The sequence below is a fragment of the Sphingomonas sp. TZW2008 genome, assembly GCF_002117915.1.
Lineage (GTDB): Bacteria > Pseudomonadota > Alphaproteobacteria > Sphingomonadales > Sphingomonadaceae > Sphingomonas.
Genome location: NZ_BDJB01000001.1, coordinates 219,475 through 237,830 on the forward strand (window position 1 = coordinate 219,475; position 18,356 = coordinate 237,830).

Below are 18,356 nucleotides of genomic sequence, written 5' to 3' on the forward strand. Positions count from 1 at the left end.
CCGCGCACCGCCGTACGCATCGCTATCGTCCCTGTGCGCGCCACTTGGCGATGGTGCGGCGGATGATGTGATCCTCTTCGCCGACCTCGCGCCACAGTTCCGAGAAGACCGGATCGGCCGAGGCCGGGCGCTTCTCGGGTTCGAGCCCGTCGAACGACACGCGGATCGGGATCGCGACGCCTTCGCCGCAGATGATGCATTCACGGTTGCGCAGCGCGGGGATTGAATCGAGAAAGCCGCGCGCGCCTTCCGGCATGGCGGCGCGCACGAACGCTTGGTCGCGATCGTTGTTGAGTCGCATCGCGATAATCGTGCCGCACTGCGACAGGACGCCCTCGGCGAGATCCGACGGACGCTGCGTGATGAGCCCGAGCGACACCCCGTACTTGCGCCCTTCCTTCGCAATCCGCCCAAGGATGCGGCCGACGGACGAGCCGTCGTCGTCGCGGGGGATGTAGCGGTGTGCCTCCTCGCAGACGAGCAGGATCGGGCGCTGCGGCTCGTTGCGTGACCAGATCGCGAAATCGAACACCATCCGGCTGAGCATCGCGACGACGACCGAGGTGATCTCGCTCGGCACGCCCGACACGTCGACGATCGAGATCGGCCGGCCGTCTCCGGGCAGGCGGAAGATGCGCTGGAGGAAATCGGCCATCGTATCGGCGACAAGCATGCCCGAGAACATGAAGCCGTAGCGCGGATCGGCCTTGATCTCCTCGATCTTGGTCTTGAGGCGAAGATAGGGCGCGGAGTTCGACGCCTTGTCCATCTTGCCCATCTCGAGCTGGATGAGACTCGTCAGATCGCTGAGCAGATACGGTACCGGCGCGTCGACGGTGAGCTTGGGAATCTCACTGCCGACGCGGCTCTTGGCGCGCGCGGCGAGAAGGCATTTGGCGAGGATGTCGGCATCCACCTGCCGATCGGCGCCCTGCGTCGTCAGGAACACCTCGCAATGTTCCTCGAAGTTCATCAGCCAATAGGGCATCTGGAGGTTCGACACGTCGAATAGTGCGCCATTGCCCCTGAACGCGGCGGAATATTCGCCGTGCGGATCGATCATCACCACGTGGCCCTGCGGCGCGAGCGCGCAGATGCGGTGAAGGATCAGCGCTGCGGAGGTCGACTTGCCGGTGCCGGTCGAGCCGAGCAGGGCGAAGTGCTTGCCCAGCATCGCGTCGATGTAGAGCGCGGCGCGAATGTCCTCGGTCGGATAGACGCTGCCGATCTCGATATGCGCGCGATCGTCGGCGGCATAGACCTGGACAAGATCGCTGGTCGTCAGCGGATATACCTCCGCGCCGGGCGTCGGATACCGCGTCACGCCGCGGCGGAAACGGTACAGCTTGCCGGTCAGCCGCTCCTCGTCGCCTTCGCCGAGAAAGTCGATGAAGGCGGTGACGCGGCCGGAAGCGAAATCGTCGAGCCGCAGCGAACGGACGTTGGCGATCAGCCACGCGTTGCCGACGCGCAGCTTGATCTGGCTGCCGACCTGGCCAGACGCGGCCGTGACCGGATCGGGGTGCTCGGCAAGCACCGTCAACCCGGCGAGATCGAACACCACCTGGCTCGACGAGCCGGCGATCTCGACCACGACGCCGATCGGTTCCGGCAAGGCGTGCGCGCGTTCGGCGGCGGCGCGTGCCACCACTTCGAACGCGTGCTGTGCCGGCATTTCCGTCATTCGGGCAATCCCCCGCGATTTCACTCGGGCGGGGTTATGACGCCACTTCGTAAATTAACCATGAGCGCGGCGAAGCACGCAATTTCCGTAACTTAGACGCGCTGCGCGAAGCGTCCGGCGGCCCAGCCGAGCAGTACCGACAGCGCCACCGCCGTCAGACCGTAGAGCAGCGACGCGCGATCGGCGGCACGGGCGACGAAGCGTTCGAAGCCCTCTTTCTGCACGTCGATCTCGCGCACCGCGGCGGCAAGGACCTTGCCGTCGCGGATCAGGAACGTCTCCGCGGTGAAGCGGCCGACGGGCACGCGCGCGGGGATGGCGACGCGCGCGCGATACAGCACGCCCTCGCTGATCTCGACCGCGTTGGGCGCCTCGTAATAGAGCCCGGCGCGGCGGCGCAGATCAACGAGGCCGGCGGCGAAGCGATCCTGCACCGGCGATGGCGCGGAGGAGGCGGGGGAGAGCTGCAGGCTGTCGAGCCCCAGTTCGTAGATCGCACGCGTCCGATCATCGACGATGCGGTCGATCGGCCGCGACGAGGCGATGGCGTAGAAGCTCGGCGCGGAGCGATAGCGCAGCGCCTGCGCATTGACCCAGATGCCGGCGAGCTTCTCCTTCTCACGCACCGTGATCGACTGGACCGGACCCTTCACCACGACGACGAGATCGGTCGGGTGCTCGCCATCGGGCAGACGACCGCCGGGATAGAGGATCGCGCCGAACAGCAGCAGCTCGGCGCCGGTGAAGCTGTAGGCGATGCGGATCTCGCGCTGCGACACGTCGGGCACCAGCACCGGCTTCGCCTGCGCCAGCAGCAGCGGCGCGGCAAGGACGAGCGCGGCCCGCCTCACGACAGTTCGACCGTGTAGATCTCGTCCGGGCGCCAGCCGAGGCCGAGTGCGATCCGCCCGGCGACAAGCAGGACCAGCAGTGCGAGCGCGAGGCGCAGATATTCGGGCTTGGCGCGTGCAGCGAAGCGCGCGCCCACCTGTGCGCCGATCACCGATCCGATCAGCAGCAGCCCGGCGAGCACGATGTCGACCGCCTTGGTCGTCAGGGCGTGGACCATCGTCGCCGCGGCGGTGACGAACAGGATCTGGAACAGCGACGTGCCGACGACGACCTGCGTCGCCATGCCGAGCAGGTAGATCATCGCCGGGACAAGCACGAAGCCGCCGCCGATGCCGAGCAGGATGGTGAGGATCCCCGTCGCGAAGCCAAGCAGCAACGGCGCGAGCGGGGAGATATAGAGGCCCGAGCGGTAGAAGCGCATGCGGAACGGCAGGCCCGCAACGAGCGGATGGTGCCGCCGGCGCCGCGGCGGTGCGGCGCGGCGGCCGCGGGTGACGGCGATCGCCTCGAGCGATTCCTTGAGCATCAGCCCGCCGATCGACACGAGCAGCACGACATAGGTGATGGCGATCGCGGTATCGATCTGTCCGCTCGCCTGGAGCAGCTGGAACAGCCATGCCCCGGCAACCGACCCGATGACCCCGCCGGCGACCAGGACGCCGCCCATTGCCATGTCGACCCCGTCGCGCCGCAGGTAGGCGAAGACGCCCGAGACGCTCGCGCCGGTTACCTGGCTCGCGGCGGAGGCGGCAGCGACGGTGGGGGGAATGCCGTAGACGATCAGCAGCGGGGTGGTGAGGAAACCGCCGCCGACGCCGAACATGCCCGATAGGAAGCCGACCCCACCGCCCAGCGCGATGATGACGAACGCGTTGACCGAGAGGTTCGCGATCGGGAGGTACAGATCCATGGACCCCCGATTATGCCGATCACGCGCCGGACGATAGCGCCGTCGATCAGAAATCGGTACCGATCGACAGCGCCGGGCCCGAGGCAGGCCGGGCGCGGCCGGCGACACGCTGGCGCCAGTCGAGCGACAGGCGGACCACGCGTTCCGAGAGCGGCACGGCGAGCGTCACCGACGGGCCGAGATCGAGCCGGTTCGCGCCGCGCTGCGCGCCGCCCCACGCGCCGACGCCGAGATCGAGCCGCGTCTGGCCGAAGCGGGCGAGGGGATGCGCGAGGCGGGCGGCGGCATCGACATATCCTTCCACGCCATCGCGCGCGATCGCGCCGCCCTGCGCATAGGCGTCGATCGTCAGCGCGCTGGCGATCGGGGCGGGGCCGACGCCGGCGATCAGCCCCAGCGCCGGGCCACCGCGCGCGCCCTGCACGCCGATGCGCTGTTCGGCGACGATGTGGATCGGCAGGCGGGTCGGTTGCCAGTCGAGGCCGATCGCGGCTTCTTGCTGGCGGGTGCCGATCGCGGTGGAAACGCGCGCGGCGAGCGCGAGACGGCGCGCGTCGCCAAATGCGTAGGTGACGCGCGCACCGGCCTGGCTGCCGCCGAGCTGCGGCGCGAACGGCTGCCCGCTGCCGCCGTCGCGCACGATCGCCCAGACGCTGGCGGCGAAGCGCGACTGGGCGGGGGTGGAGCGATCGGGCGGCGGGGGCGGGGCGAGCGGCGCGGCGATCGCGGCGAATGGTTGCGGGCGCGAAGGAGTTGGCGTGGCGGGATCGTCGCCGCGCGATGGCGCACGGGTGCCGGGTGGCAGAGCAAGGAACGCTGTGTGCTGCGGTGCTGTCGGGCGTCCTGGCGCTGATAGCGGCCGGGTGCCGATAGCGGGTTTTGCCGTCGGTTAAGCCGGGTTGAAGCGGAGGTGGGCGAGCGGTGGCGGCGCAGCTTCCGCTAGTGCCGGCGGCGCGACGACGCTAACGAGCGCGGGCAGCGGCGCGTGATCGGGCCAGAGCAGTGCGGAGCGTATGCCGATCCAGCCTGCGCCCATGACGGCGAGGAAGCGCAGGGGGCGGCCGCGCGCGCTCATCGCGATGCCAGTTCGTCGGGGGTGAGCGGGAAGACGTGAGCGGTCTTGTCCCAATGCGGCGGGCGGCCGGCGAGCAGGCGCGCGTAGCGGCCGGCAGCGTGGCGCGCGGCGAGCATCGCGATCAGATTGCCGACCACCGCGCGCGGCAGCGACCACAGCCCTTCGCGCCAGCCATAGGCGTGTGCGGTAGTGGCGAATCGCCACACGAGCCGCCACGCGAGCAGCGCGGCGTTGCACAGGAGCACGACGCCCATCGTCTTGCCCAGCCCGGGCAGCGGCGTGCGGAGCAGCGCATGCACGCCCGCCGCGATTCCCCAGCCGAGGATCGCGCAATAAGCGGCGACGAGCAGGATGACGGCGGCGGGCGCACGGCGATCGCGCATCCGCATCCAATGTTCGGCGACGTGCCACCAGCGCCCCCAGCCGATGCGATCCCAGCCGGCAAGCGCGATGCCGGTGATCCAGCGCGATTTCTGCCGCACGGCGGTAGCGACGGTGAACGGAAAATAGGCGCGTGTCGCAATCAGGTGGCCGGCATCGTCGGAGACCCGTGCGAAGCAGGCGGCATAGCCGAGCGCGGCGGCGCGCAAACCGAGCTCGTAATCCTCCGTCAGGCTCGCCTCGTCGAACGGTGCGCCATGCGCCGCCTCGAGCGCGACGAGCACCTCCGTCGCGATCGCGCAGCCGACCCCCGACAGCGGCAGGCCGGCACCGATGGCGGCGCGCAGCACCATCTGGCGGCCGTGCGATTCGGCGAATTCGTCGGCATAATGGCCCGAAACTAGCCGGGCTGCCGGATCGATCAGCGGCATCACCGGGATCTGCACCAGCGGGTGATCGCCGATCAGTGCGTCGTAGACCTTGAGTTCGGCGGCGTGCACGACATCTTCCGCGTCGTGAAGGACGACGGCGCGCGTCACCGTACCCGCCGCCGCATCGTCGGCGCACAGCGTGCGCCACAAGGTGTTGAGATTGTCCGCCTTGGTCGTCGGGCCGGCACGCGGTCCGATCACCAGCCGGATGCGATCGTCGCGCGCAGCGACCGCGGTGACGACCGCGATCGTCGCGGCATCGTTGGGATAACAGCCGACGTAGAGGCGATAAGAGGAGTGATCGAGCCGCGCGAGCGCGGTCGACAGCATCGCGCCGATCACGCCTGCTTCCTCCCACGCGGGCACGAACATCGCGATCCGTCTTGGCGTCTCGGGATGCGGCAGATCGGCCAGCGCGCGCCGCGTGCTGCCGTAACGAAGCCGATGCCAGGCCCAGCCGACGTCGACGAAGAGATCGTCGAGCCCGAAGATCAGGAAGCCGACCGCCGCGAACAGCGTCACTTCGCGAACCGCGAGGTCGAGCCCCGCCAGCAGCATTTCCCCCACCGCGCCCCAAACCCCCCGATCGGTTGCGATACGCGACGCTACCACGGACTTATTCAAAATGAAGGCTTTTTCCTCTGGACCGGCGGATTCGATCGCGAACGCCTGCCACCCGTGGCGGACAGCTGGAGTAGCGCCACCAACCCCGTTAGGATGCCACCGAGGGGGAGAAAGCGATGAGACTGGCGGCGCGGCTCGCGATCCTGGCACTGGCGCTAGCGCCGGTCGCCGCGCTGTCGGACAATGCGCCGCGCGTCATCCTGGCACAGCCGGGGGTCGAGGCGGGTGGGATCCAGCGCTACACGCTGCGCTTCAGCCAGCCGATGATGCCGCTGGGCGATCCGCGCGCGGCGGCGCCGGTGACGGTGGAATGCAGCGTCGGCGGTACCGGGCGCTGGGTCGACCAGCAGACCTGGGTGTACGATTTCGCGACGGCGCTGCCCGGCGGCACGACGTGCAGCTTCACGACCCGCCCGGGCCTGAAGAGCCTGGCAGGCTACGCACTGAGCGGTGAGCAGCGCTTCACCGTGGATGCGGGCGGGCCGGTGGCACGCGCCGTGCTGCCGACCGCCGACGGGAGCGAGATCGAGGAGGACCAGGTGTTCCTTGTCGCTGCCAATTTGCCACCGACGCCGCAATCGGTGGCGGCGGGTGCCTATTGCGCCGTCGACGGTATCGGCGAGCGCATCCCGGTGGAGGTGCTGGGGCGCGACACCGCGGGTACGCTGCTCGCCGGGCTGGGCAAGGATCGCTGGGAGGTGCGCCAGTTCCTGGAGAGCGGCGGCATGCCGGCGGACCTGCCCGAGGCGGGCGCGGCGCGCGATCGCGCGACGGCGGGGGTAACGGCGCTGCGCTGTCGCCGCGCGCTGCCGCCGGGGCGCGACATGGCGCTGGTGTGGGGAGCGGGTATCGCCGCGGCGGGCGGCAAGCGCGCGGGCACCGATCAGCGCTTCGACTTTACCGTCCGCAAGCCGTTCACCGCGCGCTTCGAATGCAGCCGCGTCAACCCGCAGGCCGGATGCAGCCCGGTCGAGAAGGCCTATGTGCGCTTCACCGCCGCGGTTCCGATGTCGCAGGCGCGCGCGATCCGCATCGTCACCGCCGACGGGACGCAGATCGCGCCGACCTTTGCCAAGGAGGAGCAGCAGCGCGCGACGGTGAACGACGTCACCTTTGCCGCGCCGCTGCCGACCGGCGTGCGGGCCAGGCTCACCTTTCCGGCAGGGGTTCGCGACGAAAGTGGGCGCCCGCTCGCCAATGCCGAGCGCTTCCCGCTGGACGTGGCGTTCGATGCCGCGCCGCCGCTGGTGAAGTTTGCCGCGCCGTTCGGCATCCTCGAGGCGAAGGAGGGCGGCGTGTTGCCGGTGACGGTGCGCAACGTCGAGCCGGGGCTGCAGGGCCGCAACCTCGCGGTCGGCGGGGCGGCGATGCGCGTCGAGAGCGGGACGAACGGGCTCGACGGCGCGGTCGCCGAGTGGCTGCGCAGCGTCGACACGGCCGGCGAGACCAACATCGAGGACGTGACCGACGCGAAGGGCGAGGTGATCCGCCGCGTCAACCATACCGGCGACACGTCGATCCTCGCGGGCAAGGGCAACAAGCTTAGCGTCGCGCTGCCGGGCAAGGGGCGTGATTTCGAGGTTGTCGGCATCCCGCTCGCGAAACCAGGCTTCTACGTCGTCGAGCTGGCGAGTCCGGTGCTCGGCCGCGCGCTGCTCGGGCGGGCCGCGCCGCGCTACGTCGCGGCGGCGGCGCTCGTCACCAACATGGCGGTCCATTTCAAATGGGGGCGCGAGCGCAGCCTTGCCTGGGTGACGCAGCTCGACACCGGGCGGCCGGTGGCGAACGCGGCGGTGGCGGTGAGCGACAGCTGCACCGGCAAGCTGCTGGCGCGCGGGATGACCGATCGCAGCGGCGGGCTGATGATCCCCGCCGGGCTGCCGCAACCCGAGACCTATGCCAGCTGCGAGGCGAGTTCGACCGCGCACGCGCTGATGGTGTCGGCGCGCAGCGGCGACGATTTCAGCTTCACGCTGACCGAGTGGGGCGAGGGCATCCGGCCGTACGACTTCGACCTGCCGTACGGCTATGACGCGCGCCGCGAGATCCTGCACACGGTGTTCGACCGCGCGCTGGTGCGCCAGGGCGAGACGGTACACATGAAGCATATCGCACGCCGCCCGGTGGGCAGTGGCTTCGCGATCCCGCCGGGGTTCCGCGGCACGCTGAAACTGTCGCACCGCGGATCGGACACGCAGTTCGAGGTGCCGCTCACGATTGACGCCAACGGCATCGGCGAGACGGCATGGACCACACCGGCGGGCGCGCCGATGGGCGACTACGACCTGCAGGTGGTGACCGGCGATCGCACGATCTACACCGAGCAGAGCTTCCGGCTCGACGAGTACAAGCTGCCGACGATGCGCGCGAGCGTGAGCGGGCCAAAGGGCGCGCTGGTGCGGCCCAAGAGCGTGCCGCTCGACCTGTTCGTCGGCTACCTCTCGGGCGGGGGTGCGTCGAACCTGCCGGTCGACGTGCGCGTCGGCTGGTCGCCGCGCAGCGCGACGCCCGAGGGGTATGAGGCGTTCACCTTTGGCGGGCGGCGGATCGAAGAGGGCGTGCGCCCGCTCGACGGCGACGGCGAGGAGACGGGCGCGGCGTTCCCGCCGACGCAGACGCTGCCCGCGACGCTGCGCGCCGACGGGACGCAGCGCACCAGCGTTGAGGCGCCGACGACGCTCGACGGCAATTCCGACATGCGCGTCGAGATGGATTACCAGGATGCCAATGGCGAGACGCTGACAGCGAGCCACACGCTGCCGGTGTTCGGCGCGGCAGTGCAGCTCGGCGTGCGCACCGACGGCTGGCTGATGAAGCAGGACGACCTGCGGCTGCGCTTCGTCACGCTCGATACCGACGGCAGGCCGGTGAAAGGGCAGAAGATCACGGTGGCGGTGTACAGCCGGCAGGTGCTGACCGCGCGGCGGCGGCTGATCGGCGGCTTCTACGCCTATGACAATCGCGTCCGCGTGACGAAGCTCGACGCGAGCTGTTCGGCGACGAGCGATGCGCAGGGGCTCGCCCAGTGCAGCCTCAATCCGGGCGTATCGGGGGAGGTCGAGGTGGTGGCGACCACCACCGACGGTGACGGCAACATCGCGCGCGCGACGCGATCGGTGTGGCTGGCGGGCGATGAGGACTGGTGGTTCGGCGGCGACAACGGCGACCGGATGGACGTGGTGCCCGAGCAGATCGCCTATCAGGCGGGCGATACCGCGCACTTTCAGGTGCGCATGCCGTTCCGCAGCGCGACCGCGCTGGTGACGGTGGAGCGCGAGGGCGTGCTGTCGAGCTTCACGACGCAGCTGTCGGGCAAGGACCCGGTCGTCGCGGTGCCGCTCAACGGCGCCTATGCGCCCGACGTCTATGTCTCCGTGCTGGTGGTGCGCGGGCGCGCGACGCAGAGCTGGTGGGGGTGGCTCACCGGGCTGTTCGGTGCGCGCGACGATGCGCCGGCGCCGACCGCGCTCGTCGATCTGGCCAAGCCCGCCTATCGCCTCGGCATCGCCAAGGTGAAGGTGGGGTGGGAGGCGCATCGCCTCGGCGTGGCGGTGAAGGCCGATCGCGCGCGCTATGCTGCGCGCGACACCGCGCGCGTCGCGATCGCAGTGGCGCGGCCGGGTGGGCAACCCGCGCGCAGCGCCGACGTCGCCTTCGTCGCGGTGGACGAGGCGTTGCTGCAACTCGCGCCCAATCCGTCCTGGGACGTGCTGACCGCGATGATGGGCGATCGCCCGCTCGCGGTACTGACGGCGACGGCACAGAGCCAGGTCGTCGGCAAGCGGCACTACGGGCGCAAGGCGGTGGAGGCGGGCGGCGGCGGGGGCGGCGACCTGTCGGCGCTCAACCGCGAGAATTTCCAGCCGGTGCTGCTGTGGAAGGGGCGCGTCGCGCTCGACGCTGCGGGGCGCGCGGTGGTGCCGGTGCGGCTGAGCGACGCCTTGTCGTCGTTCAAGCTGGTGGCGATCGCGACCGACGGCGCGCAGCTCTACGGCACGGGCAGCGCCGATATTCGCACCGCGCAGGATCTGTCGATCTATGCCGGCCTGCCGACGCTGGTACGCAGCGGCGACTATTATGCGGCGGGCTTCACGCTGCGCAACGGATCGGACCGGCCGATGACCGTCACCGCCGAGGCGTCGCTGACGCCGCGGATCGCGCAGGGGCGGCCGATCACGGTGACGATCCCGGCGGGGGGCGCAGCACCGATCGCGTGGAACCTATCGGCGCCCAATGCGGCAGGTACGGTGCGCTGGCAGGTGAGCGCGCGCACCGCCAACGGGCGGGCGGCGGACCGGATCACCGTGGCGCAGGACGTGATCCCGGCGGTGCCGGTGGAAACCTGGGCTGCGACGATCGCGCGCGTCGGCGAGCAGACGACGATCTCGATCGCGCCGCCGGCAGGCGCGGTGCGCGGGCTGGGCGGCGTCGACGTGCAGCTGAGCGACACGCTGGCGCCGCCGCTCGCCGGCGTGCGCGACTATATGGCGGCCTATCCGTACGATTGCTTCGAGCAGCGGCTGAGCCGGATCGTTGCGCTGGGCGATGCGCGCGGCTGGGCGGCGCTCGCGGGCGAGATGCCGACGTATCAGGCCGCCGACGGCCTGCTGCGCTACTTCCCCGGTGACACGCTGGCGGGATCGGAGGCGCTGACCGCCTACGCCCTGTCGATCACCGCGGAGGCGGGGCTGGCGATCCCCGAGACGGTGCGGCTGCGCATGATCGAGGGGCTGCGCGCGGTGCTCGACGGACGGCTGCGGCGCGAGGAGTACGGCGACGTGCGGCTGCAGCGCGTCGCCGCCTTTGCCGCGCTCGCGCGCACAGGCGCGGCGGAGGCCGGGATGCTCGGACAGCTCGGCATTGCGGCGAACGAGATGCCGACCGCGCTGCTCGCCGACTATCTCGTCGCGCTCGATCGCACGCGCGGCATCGCCAATGTCGCCGCGCTGCGTGCCGCGGGCGAGGCGGTGCTGCGCGGCCGGCTGGTCTATGAAGGATCGCGGATCGACCTGTCGGATCGCGCCAATGCGCCGTGGTGGCTGATGTCGTCGGCGGACGAGGGTGCGATCAAGGCGCTGCTGGCGACGCTCGGGCGGCCCGGCTGGCAGGACGAGGGGCCGCGGATGATGATCGGCACCGCGCTGCGTCAGCGGCGCGGGCACTGGGACACGACGCCGGCCAACGCCTGGGGCACGCTGGCGGTACGCCGCTTCGCCGCACTGTATCCGGCGCAGGCGATCGGAGGCACGACGACGCTGTCGCTCGGCGCGCAGACGCAGTCGCGCGGCTGGCCGCTCGACTCCGCGGCGCGGCTAGCGCGCTTCGCGCTGCCCGCCGCGCCGACGCCGCTGCGGCTGGCGCAGGCGGGCGGGGCGGGGCCGTGGGCAAGTGTTGCGGTGAAGGCGGCGGTGCCACTGACGCAGCCGCTCGCCGCGGGCTACCGTCTGTCGCGCAAGTTTGATGTGGTACAGGCGCGCAACGCTGGCCGGCTGACTCGCGGCGACGTGGTGCGCGTGACGCTGACGGTACAGGCGTCTGCGGAGCGCAACTGGGTCGTCGTCAGCGATCCCGTGCCGCCAGGCGCGACGGTGATCGGCGGGCTCGGCGGGCAATCGGCGATGCTGGACGAGGGCGGTGCCGGCGAGGGCGTGACGCCCGCCTATGTCGAGCGCGGGCGGGAGGCGTGGCGCGGTTATTTCGCCTGGGTGCCGGCGGGATCGTTCACGGTCAGCTATACGATGCGGCTCAACGGGGCGGGGCGTTTCGGGCTGCCGGCATCGCGCGTCGAGGCGATGTACTCGCCCGACATTCGCGCGGCGGTGCCGGTGGGGACAATGAGCATTGCGCTGCAGTAAGGTGCCTCTTGACGCATGTCTGTGTCGCGAGCCGCAGCGCGCTGCGGCGCGATCGGGACGAGCGTTGCGATGAGCGTGCCTGACGCGGCTCGCGCTGCCGCCGAAGCGCCTGGGGGACGGTCATCGCGTGTTGCGGACGAAGAGCCCGTCGTGTCTCGCGAGGGCAGGGTGGCGATTGCCATCATCCTCTTGCTCGCGGTGCTGATCGCCGCCGCCGACTGGCTGACGCGCCCGCCGCCGCTGCCGGGCTACGCACAGACACGCGCGCGCTGGCAGCCATCGGAAGCGTGGCTGTACGATCGAAGCGGGCGGCTGATCGATTCGTCGCGCGTCGATTTCGCTGCGCGGCGGCTCGCATGGACGCCGCTGGCCCGCGTCGCCCCGGTGGCGCGCGCGACGATCCTCGCCGCCGAGGACCGGCGGTTCGCGCGTCACGGCGGGGTCGACTGGCTGGCGATCGCGGGGGCGGCGCGCGACCGATTGGAGGGAAAGCGCGGGCGCGGGGCGAGCACGATCGCGATGCAGCTCGCCGGTTTCCTGTCACCGGCGCTCGCACAGCCGGGCGCACGCGGGTGGCACGACAAGATTCGCCAGATGCGCGCCGCACGGGCGATCGACGCGGCGTGGAGCAAGGACCAGCAGTTCGAAGCGTATCTCAACCTCGCCGGATTTCGCGGCGAGGCGCAGGGGATCGGGGCGGCGGCGCTGGGGCTGTTCGGCAAGACGCCGGCGAGCCTGTCGCGCGACGACGGGCTGCTGCTCGCCGCGCTGCTTCCCGATCCGCAGGCGGACGCGGCGTCGATCGCGCGCCGCGCCTGCGCGATTGCCGGGGGCGGATGCGCGCGCTTCCCCGCGCTCGCCGCATCGATGCTCGGCCCCGCACGCAGCCTGCAGCTCGATCCGGGGCTCGCGCCGCATCTGTCGGACCGGCTGCTGATCAAGGCCGGGCTGAAGGTGACGACGACGCTCGACCTCGCCGTCCAGCGGCTGGCGATCACCGCACTCAGGCGTCAGCTGCTCGGGCTCGGCGCGACGCGTGCGCGCGACGGTGCGGTGATCGTCCTCGACAATGCGAGTGGCGACGTGCTCGCCTATGTTGGCGGGATTGGCGGCCATTCGACGAGCCCCGCGGTTGATGCTGCCGCCGCCTATCGCCAGGCGGGATCGACGCTGAAGCCGTTCCTTTACGCGCAGGCGATCGAGCGGCGCTATCTGACGGCGGCGTCGATCCTCGACGACACGCCGGTGCAGCTCGACACCGCGTCGGGCCTCTACGTGCCGCAGAATTACGACCACGCGTTCAAGGGGCCGGTGTCGGCGCGCGTCGCGCTCGCCGCATCGCTCAACGTGCCCGCGGTGCGAACGCTGCTGCTGGTCGGGACGGAGCCGTTTCGCGACCGGCTGTGGGATATGGGGTATCGCGGGCTGGTGGAGGGCGGGAGCTATTACGGCTTCAGTCTCGCGCTCGGATCGGCCGAGGTGACGCTGGGCGAGCAGGCGGCCGCGTATCGCGCGCTGGCGAACGGCGGGCGCTGGTCGCCGCTGCGGATGGTGCGCGATGCGGCGCCGGTGCCGCCCCGCGCGGTGACGGGTGCGTCGGCGGCATGGATTGTCGGCGACATCCTCGCCGATCCGGCGGCGCGGGCGGGCACGTTCGGGATGGATTCGGCGCTGCGGCTGCCGTTCTGGGCGGCGGTGAAAACGGGCACGTCAAAGGCGATGCGCGACAATTGGTGCGTCGGCTTCTCGCGCCGTTTCACCGTTGCGGTATGGGTGGGCAATGTCGAGGGCGATCCGATGCGCGCGGTATCGGGGACGAGCGGCGCGGCGCCGGTGTGGCGCGACGTGATGACCACGCTCGAGCGGCGCGGCGCGCTGCCCGCCCCGGCGCGGCCCGACGGTGTCGTCGCGCAAGCCGTGCGTTTCGCCAGCGCCCGCGAATTGCCGCGCACCGATTACTTCCTGGCGGGCACGCAGGTAGCCCAGGTCGTCGCCGCGGCTGCTGCCGCGCGACGGCCGCGGATTACCTCGCCGGTCAGCGGCAGCGTCTACGCGCTCGATCCCGATATTCCGCCCGCGGCGCAGCGGCTGGCGGTCGACGTCAGCGGCGCGGCGACGGCGCATCGCTTGCGGCTCGACGCGCGTGACCTGGGCAGCGCCGAGCATGCGCCAATGCTGCGCGTCGGACCGGGGCGGCACGAGCTTGCGTTGGTCGACGTCGCGGGAAAAATCGTCGATCGGGTATCATTTACCGTACGGTAGAACCAATTCGGATCGCGCGCGTTTGCCGAAGCAGTCCCACCCCCTTTCGGGACTAGTGCCGGATCCCAAGCCAGGCACCGACCGCGCCGCGGCGTAGCTTGCGGCGCGGTCGTTCTTGGCGCCCACTCGTTGCGGCGCCGCTGGACGTCCGTTTGCTCGCGCAACGCAGAAGGCCGGGCGATCGCTCGCCCGGCTCTCGCCTTATCCGGTAGCGGGAGCTTACCAGTAGAAGTTGCGGATCACGTTCAGCACGATGCCGCGGCGGTAATCGACCAGCACGACGTCGTTATAGTGGCGGATCCAGCGTGCGTTGCCACGCGCGGCCGGCAGGCGGTAGCGCCACGGATCGTTGATCCAGTACCGCTGGCCGTAATAGAGCGGCGCGATGCGCGCACCAGTGCGGAAGGTATTGTAGCGGAACGGCGCGCGCCAGTTGCCGCGCGAATAGAGCGCCCGGTTCTGGTTGCGGTAGCCCTGCCAGTCGTTGCGGCCCCACGCGCGGTTACGGTCCTCGAACCGATCGCGGCGGTCCTCATAGCGATCGCGACGATCGTCACGATACTCCTGGCGAGCGTCGCGCAGGTCGCGGCGCTGCTCCTCAACCTCGCGCCAGTCGCCGCGGCGCTGCGCGTCGCGCACGTCGCGCTGTTGCTCGCGAATCTCCTGCCGGTCGCGGCGCAGCTCACCGTTCTGGGCGCTGGCCACGCCGGGCAGCGCGATCGCGGCGATCAGGGTAGGAATGATCAACTTACGCATGATCGTAGACCTTTCATCTTGGTGCGGCATGAACACCGTTGCCGCGCCATGGATGCAGGTTTCGCACGATTCGGCTGAATGGCGTGGGAATGCGCCTGTCAGCCAACAGAAAGGATCGTCACGCCGGCGTTACGGCGCCCATCCGTGATCTCGTTTACGGGCCGGACGGGCCACCGGCGCCGGCCGCGCCGACGGTGCCGATGTTGCCAAACAGATCCTGGAAGAAGCCGCGCTTGCGCCCGAGCGTCGGCGTGACCTTCTTCGACGGATCGATCGCCACCACCTGCTCGGCGTTCCAGCGGCGGATCGCGGAAACGTTGCCCGCCTGATCGAAGCTGATCTGCACCGTCAGCTGATCGCGCACCTTGGGCACGTTGAAGGCGTAGTTGCGGCTGTCGCGCGAGACGTAATACCAGTCGCCCTGGTTGAACTGGCTGGCGAAGCTCGGCTGGCCGAGGGTGGCGAGCACCGACTGGCGATTGTCGACGCCGGGCTGGACCGCGTTGAGCAGGTCGTTGTCGACGACATAGCCCTGGTGCGACCGCAGCGGGGCGCAGGCCGATGCGGTGATCGCCAGCGCGGCGACAGCGGCGAGAAGGGGAAAACGCATGATCACTCCGCAATAGGCCCGCGACGGGCGACACGCCGTTGCGTCGGCGGCCATTCGCCTCAATATGCCCGCACGACAGGCGATACAAGCACGGGCGCCCGCGGGGGCGACCGGCACGACACGAAGGTTCGACGATCTTGGCTCTATTCGACCGGTTCCGGCGGCGCGACCGCGAGGCGGCGGCGCCGCTCTATGCCGCCGTGGTGGCGCGCGCGCGCGATCCGCACTGGTATCTTGCCGGCGCGCCCGATACGCTCGATGGGCGGTTCGATATGGTCGCGGCGGTGCTGTCGATGGTGCTGCTGCGGCTGGAGGATGAGCAGGCCGAGCCCGAGGCGGCGCGGCAGATCGTGGCGCAGCTGACCGAGCGGTTCATCGACGACATGGACGCGCAGGTGCGCCAGATCGGCTTCGGCGACATCATCGTCGGCAAGCATGTCGGGCGGATGATGGGCATGCTGGGCGGGCGGCTGGGCGCGTATCGCGACGGCGTCGCGGCGGGTGACCTGTCGGCGGCACTGGTGCGCAACCTGTGGCGCGGCGAGCCGCCGGCGGACGGTGCGGTGGCTGAGGTGGGCGCAGGACTGCTCGGCCTGCGCCGCGCGCTCGATGCGGTGCCGTTGGCGACGCTGCAGGCGGGGCGGCTGGCATGACGCCCGAATTCTCGCGCCCGGTGCGCGTCGACACGATCGGCGAGGGTGAGCGCACCGTGACGATCGAGGCGGACGCGGGCGAGCGCGCCGCGCTGGCGAAGCGGTTCGACCTCGTCTCGATCGAGTGGCTCTCGGCGGACTTCACCGTGCGCAAGGAAGCTGCCGGCATCCGCGTGGCGGGGCGCGTGACAGGAGCGGCGGTGCAGGCGTGTTCGATCACCGGCGACCCGCTGCCCGTGACGATCGATGAGGAGACGCAGCTGCGCTTCGTTGAGGACGATGCGCGCGAGGAGGAGATCGAGCTCGACGACGAGGCGATCGACGTGCTGCCGCTCGAAGGCGGCGCGATCGATCTCGGCGAGGCGGCGGCGGAGACGCTCGCGCTGTCGCTCGACCCGTTTCCGCGCGGGCCCAATGCCGCCGCCGCGCTCGCCGCCGCCGGCGTCGTCAGCGAGGACGAAGTGACGCCGCTCAACGCCTTCGCCGCGTTGAAGGACAAGCTCGCCAAGAAGGGCTGAGCGGCGGCTAGTGCGTGCCCGTGCCGCGCACTGCCGACAGCGTGGTGCCGGCGGTGATCTGCTCGACGTCGGTCTTGACGTGCAGCAGGCGCACGCCGCGTCGCTCCATGGCGCGGGCGAGCGCAGGGGCAAAATCTGCGGTCGTCGTCACCGTTTCACTCCACGCGCCATAGGCCTTGGCGAGCAGCGCGAAATCGGGGTTGGCGAGGCGCGTCGCGGAGGGGCGATCGGGGAACTCGCGCTCCTGGTGCATGCGGATCGTGCCGAAGGTGCCGTTGTCGACGACGACGACGAGCATGTCGCAGCCGTGCTGGATCGCGGTGGCGAGCTCCTGCCCGTTCATCAAGAAATCGCCGTCGCCGGCGACCGCGACGACCATCCGGCCGGGGCGGCGCAGCGCGGCTGCGACGGCGGCGGGGACGCCATAGCCCATCGCGCCCGCGGTCGGCGCGAGTTGCGTGCCCGGGCCCGCGTACGGCCAGTAGCGATGCCACCAGCCAGAGAAATTGCCCGCGCCGTTGCAGATGATCGTATCCGCAGGGAGCGCGGCGCGCATCGTGCCGACGCATGGCCCGAGATCCATGGCGACGCCGTCGCGCGCGGCGGGGGTCGACCAGGCGCGATAGGCGTCGTGCGCGTCGAGCTCGTGCGGGTGCGCCGGACCGTCGATAAGCGCCAGCGCCTCGGCGAACTCGGCCATCGTCGCGCAGATCGCAAGATCGGTACGGTACGTCATGCCGAGCTCGGTCGCGTCGGGGTGGACGTGGACGAGCCGCTGGCCGGGATGATCGGGAGTGATCAGCGTATAGCCGTCGGTCGTCGCCTCGCCGAGCCGTGCGCCGATCACCAGCAGCAGGTCCGCCGCCTTCACCCGCGCGACGAGCGCCGGATTGGGGCCGTAGCCGAGGTTGCCGGCATAGGCGGGGCAATCGTTGGGCACGGCATCTTGGCGGCGAAAGGCGGCGACGAGCGGTACGCGCGCGCGATCGGCCCAGGCGGCGACGTCCTGCCCCGCCGCGCTGTCCCACCCCGCGCCCCCAACGATCGCGACCGGACGCTCGGCGGTGGCGAGGAGATCGGCGAGCTGCTCCATCGCGTCCGGGTCGGGCGCCTGGCCGACGCGCTCGACGCGCGGGCGATCGATCGCCTCGACGCGGTCGAGCAGCATGTCCTCTGGCAACGCGAGGACGACGGGGCCGGGGCGCCCGTTCATCGCCACGGCATAGGCGCGCGCGACATATTCGGGAATGCGGCGCGCGTCGTCGATCCGCGCGGTCCATTTGGCGACCGCGCCGAACATCGCCTCGAAATTGATCTCCTGGAACGCCTCACGGTCACGCGTGCCGCGATCGACGTCACCGACGAACAGGATCATCGGCTGCGAATCCTGCCTGGCGACGTGGACGCCGATCGACGCGTTGGTGGCGCCCGGCCCACGCGTGACGAAGGCGATGCCGGGGCGGTGCGTCAGCGCGCCGTCCGCGCACGCCATGAACGCGACTCCGCCCTCCTGCCGACAGGTCACGACGTCGATCGCGGGCGTATCGACCAGCGCGTCGAGCACCGCGAGGAAGCTTTCGCCAGGCACGGTGAAGATCCGGTCGCAGCCCTGGCGCACGAGCTGATCGACGAGGATGCGGCCGCCGGTGCGGGCCGATGGAGGGTTCGTCATCACCCTACCCTAGCCCCGCGGGGCAGGGGCCGCCACTCGTTATGGTCGCCGATCTGAGCGGCAAGGCGGCCGG

General features: G+C 70.7%; 12 protein-coding genes. 4 read left to right on the forward strand and 8 right to left on the reverse strand.

The genetic code is table 11. The features are described from left to right. Positions 1-22: 22 nt before the first annotated feature. The 5 genes from B7L05_RS01075 to B7L05_RS01095 all read right to left on the reverse strand — a co-directional run bounded on the left by B7L05_RS01075 (position 23) and on the right by B7L05_RS01095 (position 5,957). On the reverse strand, positions 23-1,684 hold the full coding sequence (locus tag B7L05_RS01075; protein ID WP_085808354.1) for an ATP-binding protein: 1,662 nt from the start codon (positions 1,682-1,684) through the stop codon (positions 23-25). A gap of 92 nt (positions 1,685-1,776) precedes the next feature. Further along, complete coding sequence (locus B7L05_RS01080) at positions 1,777-2,535, reverse strand: TIGR02186 family protein (RefSeq protein WP_085808355.1); 759 nt, start codon at positions 2,533-2,535, stop codon at positions 1,777-1,779. Continuing rightward, positions 2,532-3,446 carry a sulfite exporter TauE/SafE family protein gene (locus B7L05_RS01085; protein WP_085808356.1) on the reverse strand — a complete coding sequence of 305 codons (915 nt, stop codon included), beginning with the start codon at positions 3,444-3,446 and terminating at the stop codon, positions 2,532-2,534. The genes B7L05_RS01080 and B7L05_RS01085 overlap by 4 nt, the downstream gene beginning before the upstream one ends. A gap of 46 nt (positions 3,447-3,492) precedes the next feature. Further along, complete coding sequence (locus B7L05_RS17630) at positions 3,493-4,086, reverse strand: hypothetical protein (RefSeq protein ID WP_256926549.1); 594 nt, start codon at positions 4,084-4,086, stop codon at positions 3,493-3,495. 431 nt (positions 4,087-4,517) lie between these two features. Then, entirely contained in the window at positions 4,518-5,957 is a 1,440-nt protein-coding gene (locus B7L05_RS01095) for a glycosyl transferase family protein (protein ID WP_256926550.1), read from the reverse strand. Between the two features lie 116 nt (positions 5,958-6,073). On the opposite strand from B7L05_RS01095, the gene B7L05_RS01100 reads away from it, so the two are divergent. Both B7L05_RS01100 and pbpC read left to right on the forward strand, forming a co-directional pair. After that, positions 6,074-11,812, forward strand: a complete 5,739-nt coding sequence (locus B7L05_RS01100; RefSeq protein ID WP_085808358.1) for an alpha-2-macroglobulin — start codon at positions 6,074-6,076, stop codon at positions 11,810-11,812. 168 nt (positions 11,813-11,980) lie between these two features. Further along, the gene (pbpC, locus tag B7L05_RS01105) at positions 11,981-14,074 is read left to right on the forward strand and encodes a penicillin-binding protein 1C (RefSeq protein ID WP_256926551.1); all 2,094 of its coding nucleotides are present in this window, start codon (positions 11,981-11,983) and stop codon (positions 14,072-14,074) included. A gap of 219 nt (positions 14,075-14,293) precedes the next feature. Here pbpC and B7L05_RS01110 read toward each other — a convergent pair whose 3' ends face one another. Next, positions 14,294-14,830: an RcnB family protein gene (locus tag B7L05_RS01110; RefSeq protein ID WP_085808359.1), complete on the reverse strand. Its 537-nt coding sequence runs from the start codon at positions 14,828-14,830 to the stop codon at positions 14,294-14,296. Between the two features lie 154 nt (positions 14,831-14,984). After that, the gene (locus B7L05_RS01115; protein ID WP_085808430.1) at positions 14,985-15,440 is read right to left on the reverse strand and encodes an outer membrane protein assembly factor BamE; all 456 of its coding nucleotides are present in this window, start codon (positions 15,438-15,440) and stop codon (positions 14,985-14,987) included. A 137-nt stretch (positions 15,441-15,577) separates the two neighbouring features. Between B7L05_RS01115 and B7L05_RS01120 the strand changes: the two genes are divergently transcribed. Continuing rightward, positions 15,578-16,093, forward strand: a complete 516-nt coding sequence (locus tag B7L05_RS01120) for a ubiquinol-cytochrome C chaperone family protein (RefSeq protein WP_085808360.1) — start codon at positions 15,578-15,580, stop codon at positions 16,091-16,093. Beyond that, entirely contained in the window at positions 16,090-16,611 is a 522-nt protein-coding gene (locus tag B7L05_RS01125) for a DUF177 domain-containing protein (RefSeq protein WP_085808361.1), read from the forward strand. Before B7L05_RS01120 ends, B7L05_RS01125 begins: the two co-directional genes overlap by 4 nt. 7 nt (positions 16,612-16,618) lie before the next feature. On the opposite strand, the gene B7L05_RS01130 is transcribed toward B7L05_RS01125, so the two are convergent. Further along, the gene (locus tag B7L05_RS01130) at positions 16,619-18,283 is read right to left on the reverse strand and encodes a thiamine pyrophosphate-binding protein (protein ID WP_085808362.1); all 1,665 of its coding nucleotides are present in this window, start codon (positions 18,281-18,283) and stop codon (positions 16,619-16,621) included. Positions 18,284-18,356 lie beyond the last annotated feature (73 nt).

Excerpts from the sequence above, each read along its gene's own strand:
- B7L05_RS01075 (WP_085808354.1), bottom strand. The coding sequence starts at position 1,684 with ATGACGGAAATGCCGGCACAGCACGCGTTCGAAGTGGTGGCACGCGCC.
- B7L05_RS01085 (WP_085808356.1), bottom strand. The coding sequence starts at position 3,446 with ATGGATCTGTACCTCCCGATCGCGAACCTCTCGGTCAACGCGTTCGTC.
- B7L05_RS01100 (WP_085808358.1), top strand. The coding sequence starts at position 6,074 with ATGAGACTGGCGGCGCGGCTCGCGATCCTGGCACTGGCGCTAGCGCCG.
- B7L05_RS01110 (WP_085808359.1), bottom strand. The coding sequence starts at position 14,830 with ATGCGTAAGTTGATCATTCCTACCCTGATCGCCGCGATCGCGCTGCCC.
- B7L05_RS01115 (WP_085808430.1), bottom strand. The coding sequence starts at position 15,440 with ATGCGTTTTCCCCTTCTCGCCGCTGTCGCCGCGCTGGCGATCACCGCA.
- B7L05_RS01125 (WP_085808361.1), top strand. The coding sequence starts at position 16,090 with ATGACGCCCGAATTCTCGCGCCCGGTGCGCGTCGACACGATCGGCGAG.
- B7L05_RS01130 (WP_085808362.1), bottom strand. The coding sequence starts at position 18,283 with ATGACGAACCCTCCATCGGCCCGCACCGGCGGCCGCATCCTCGTCGAT.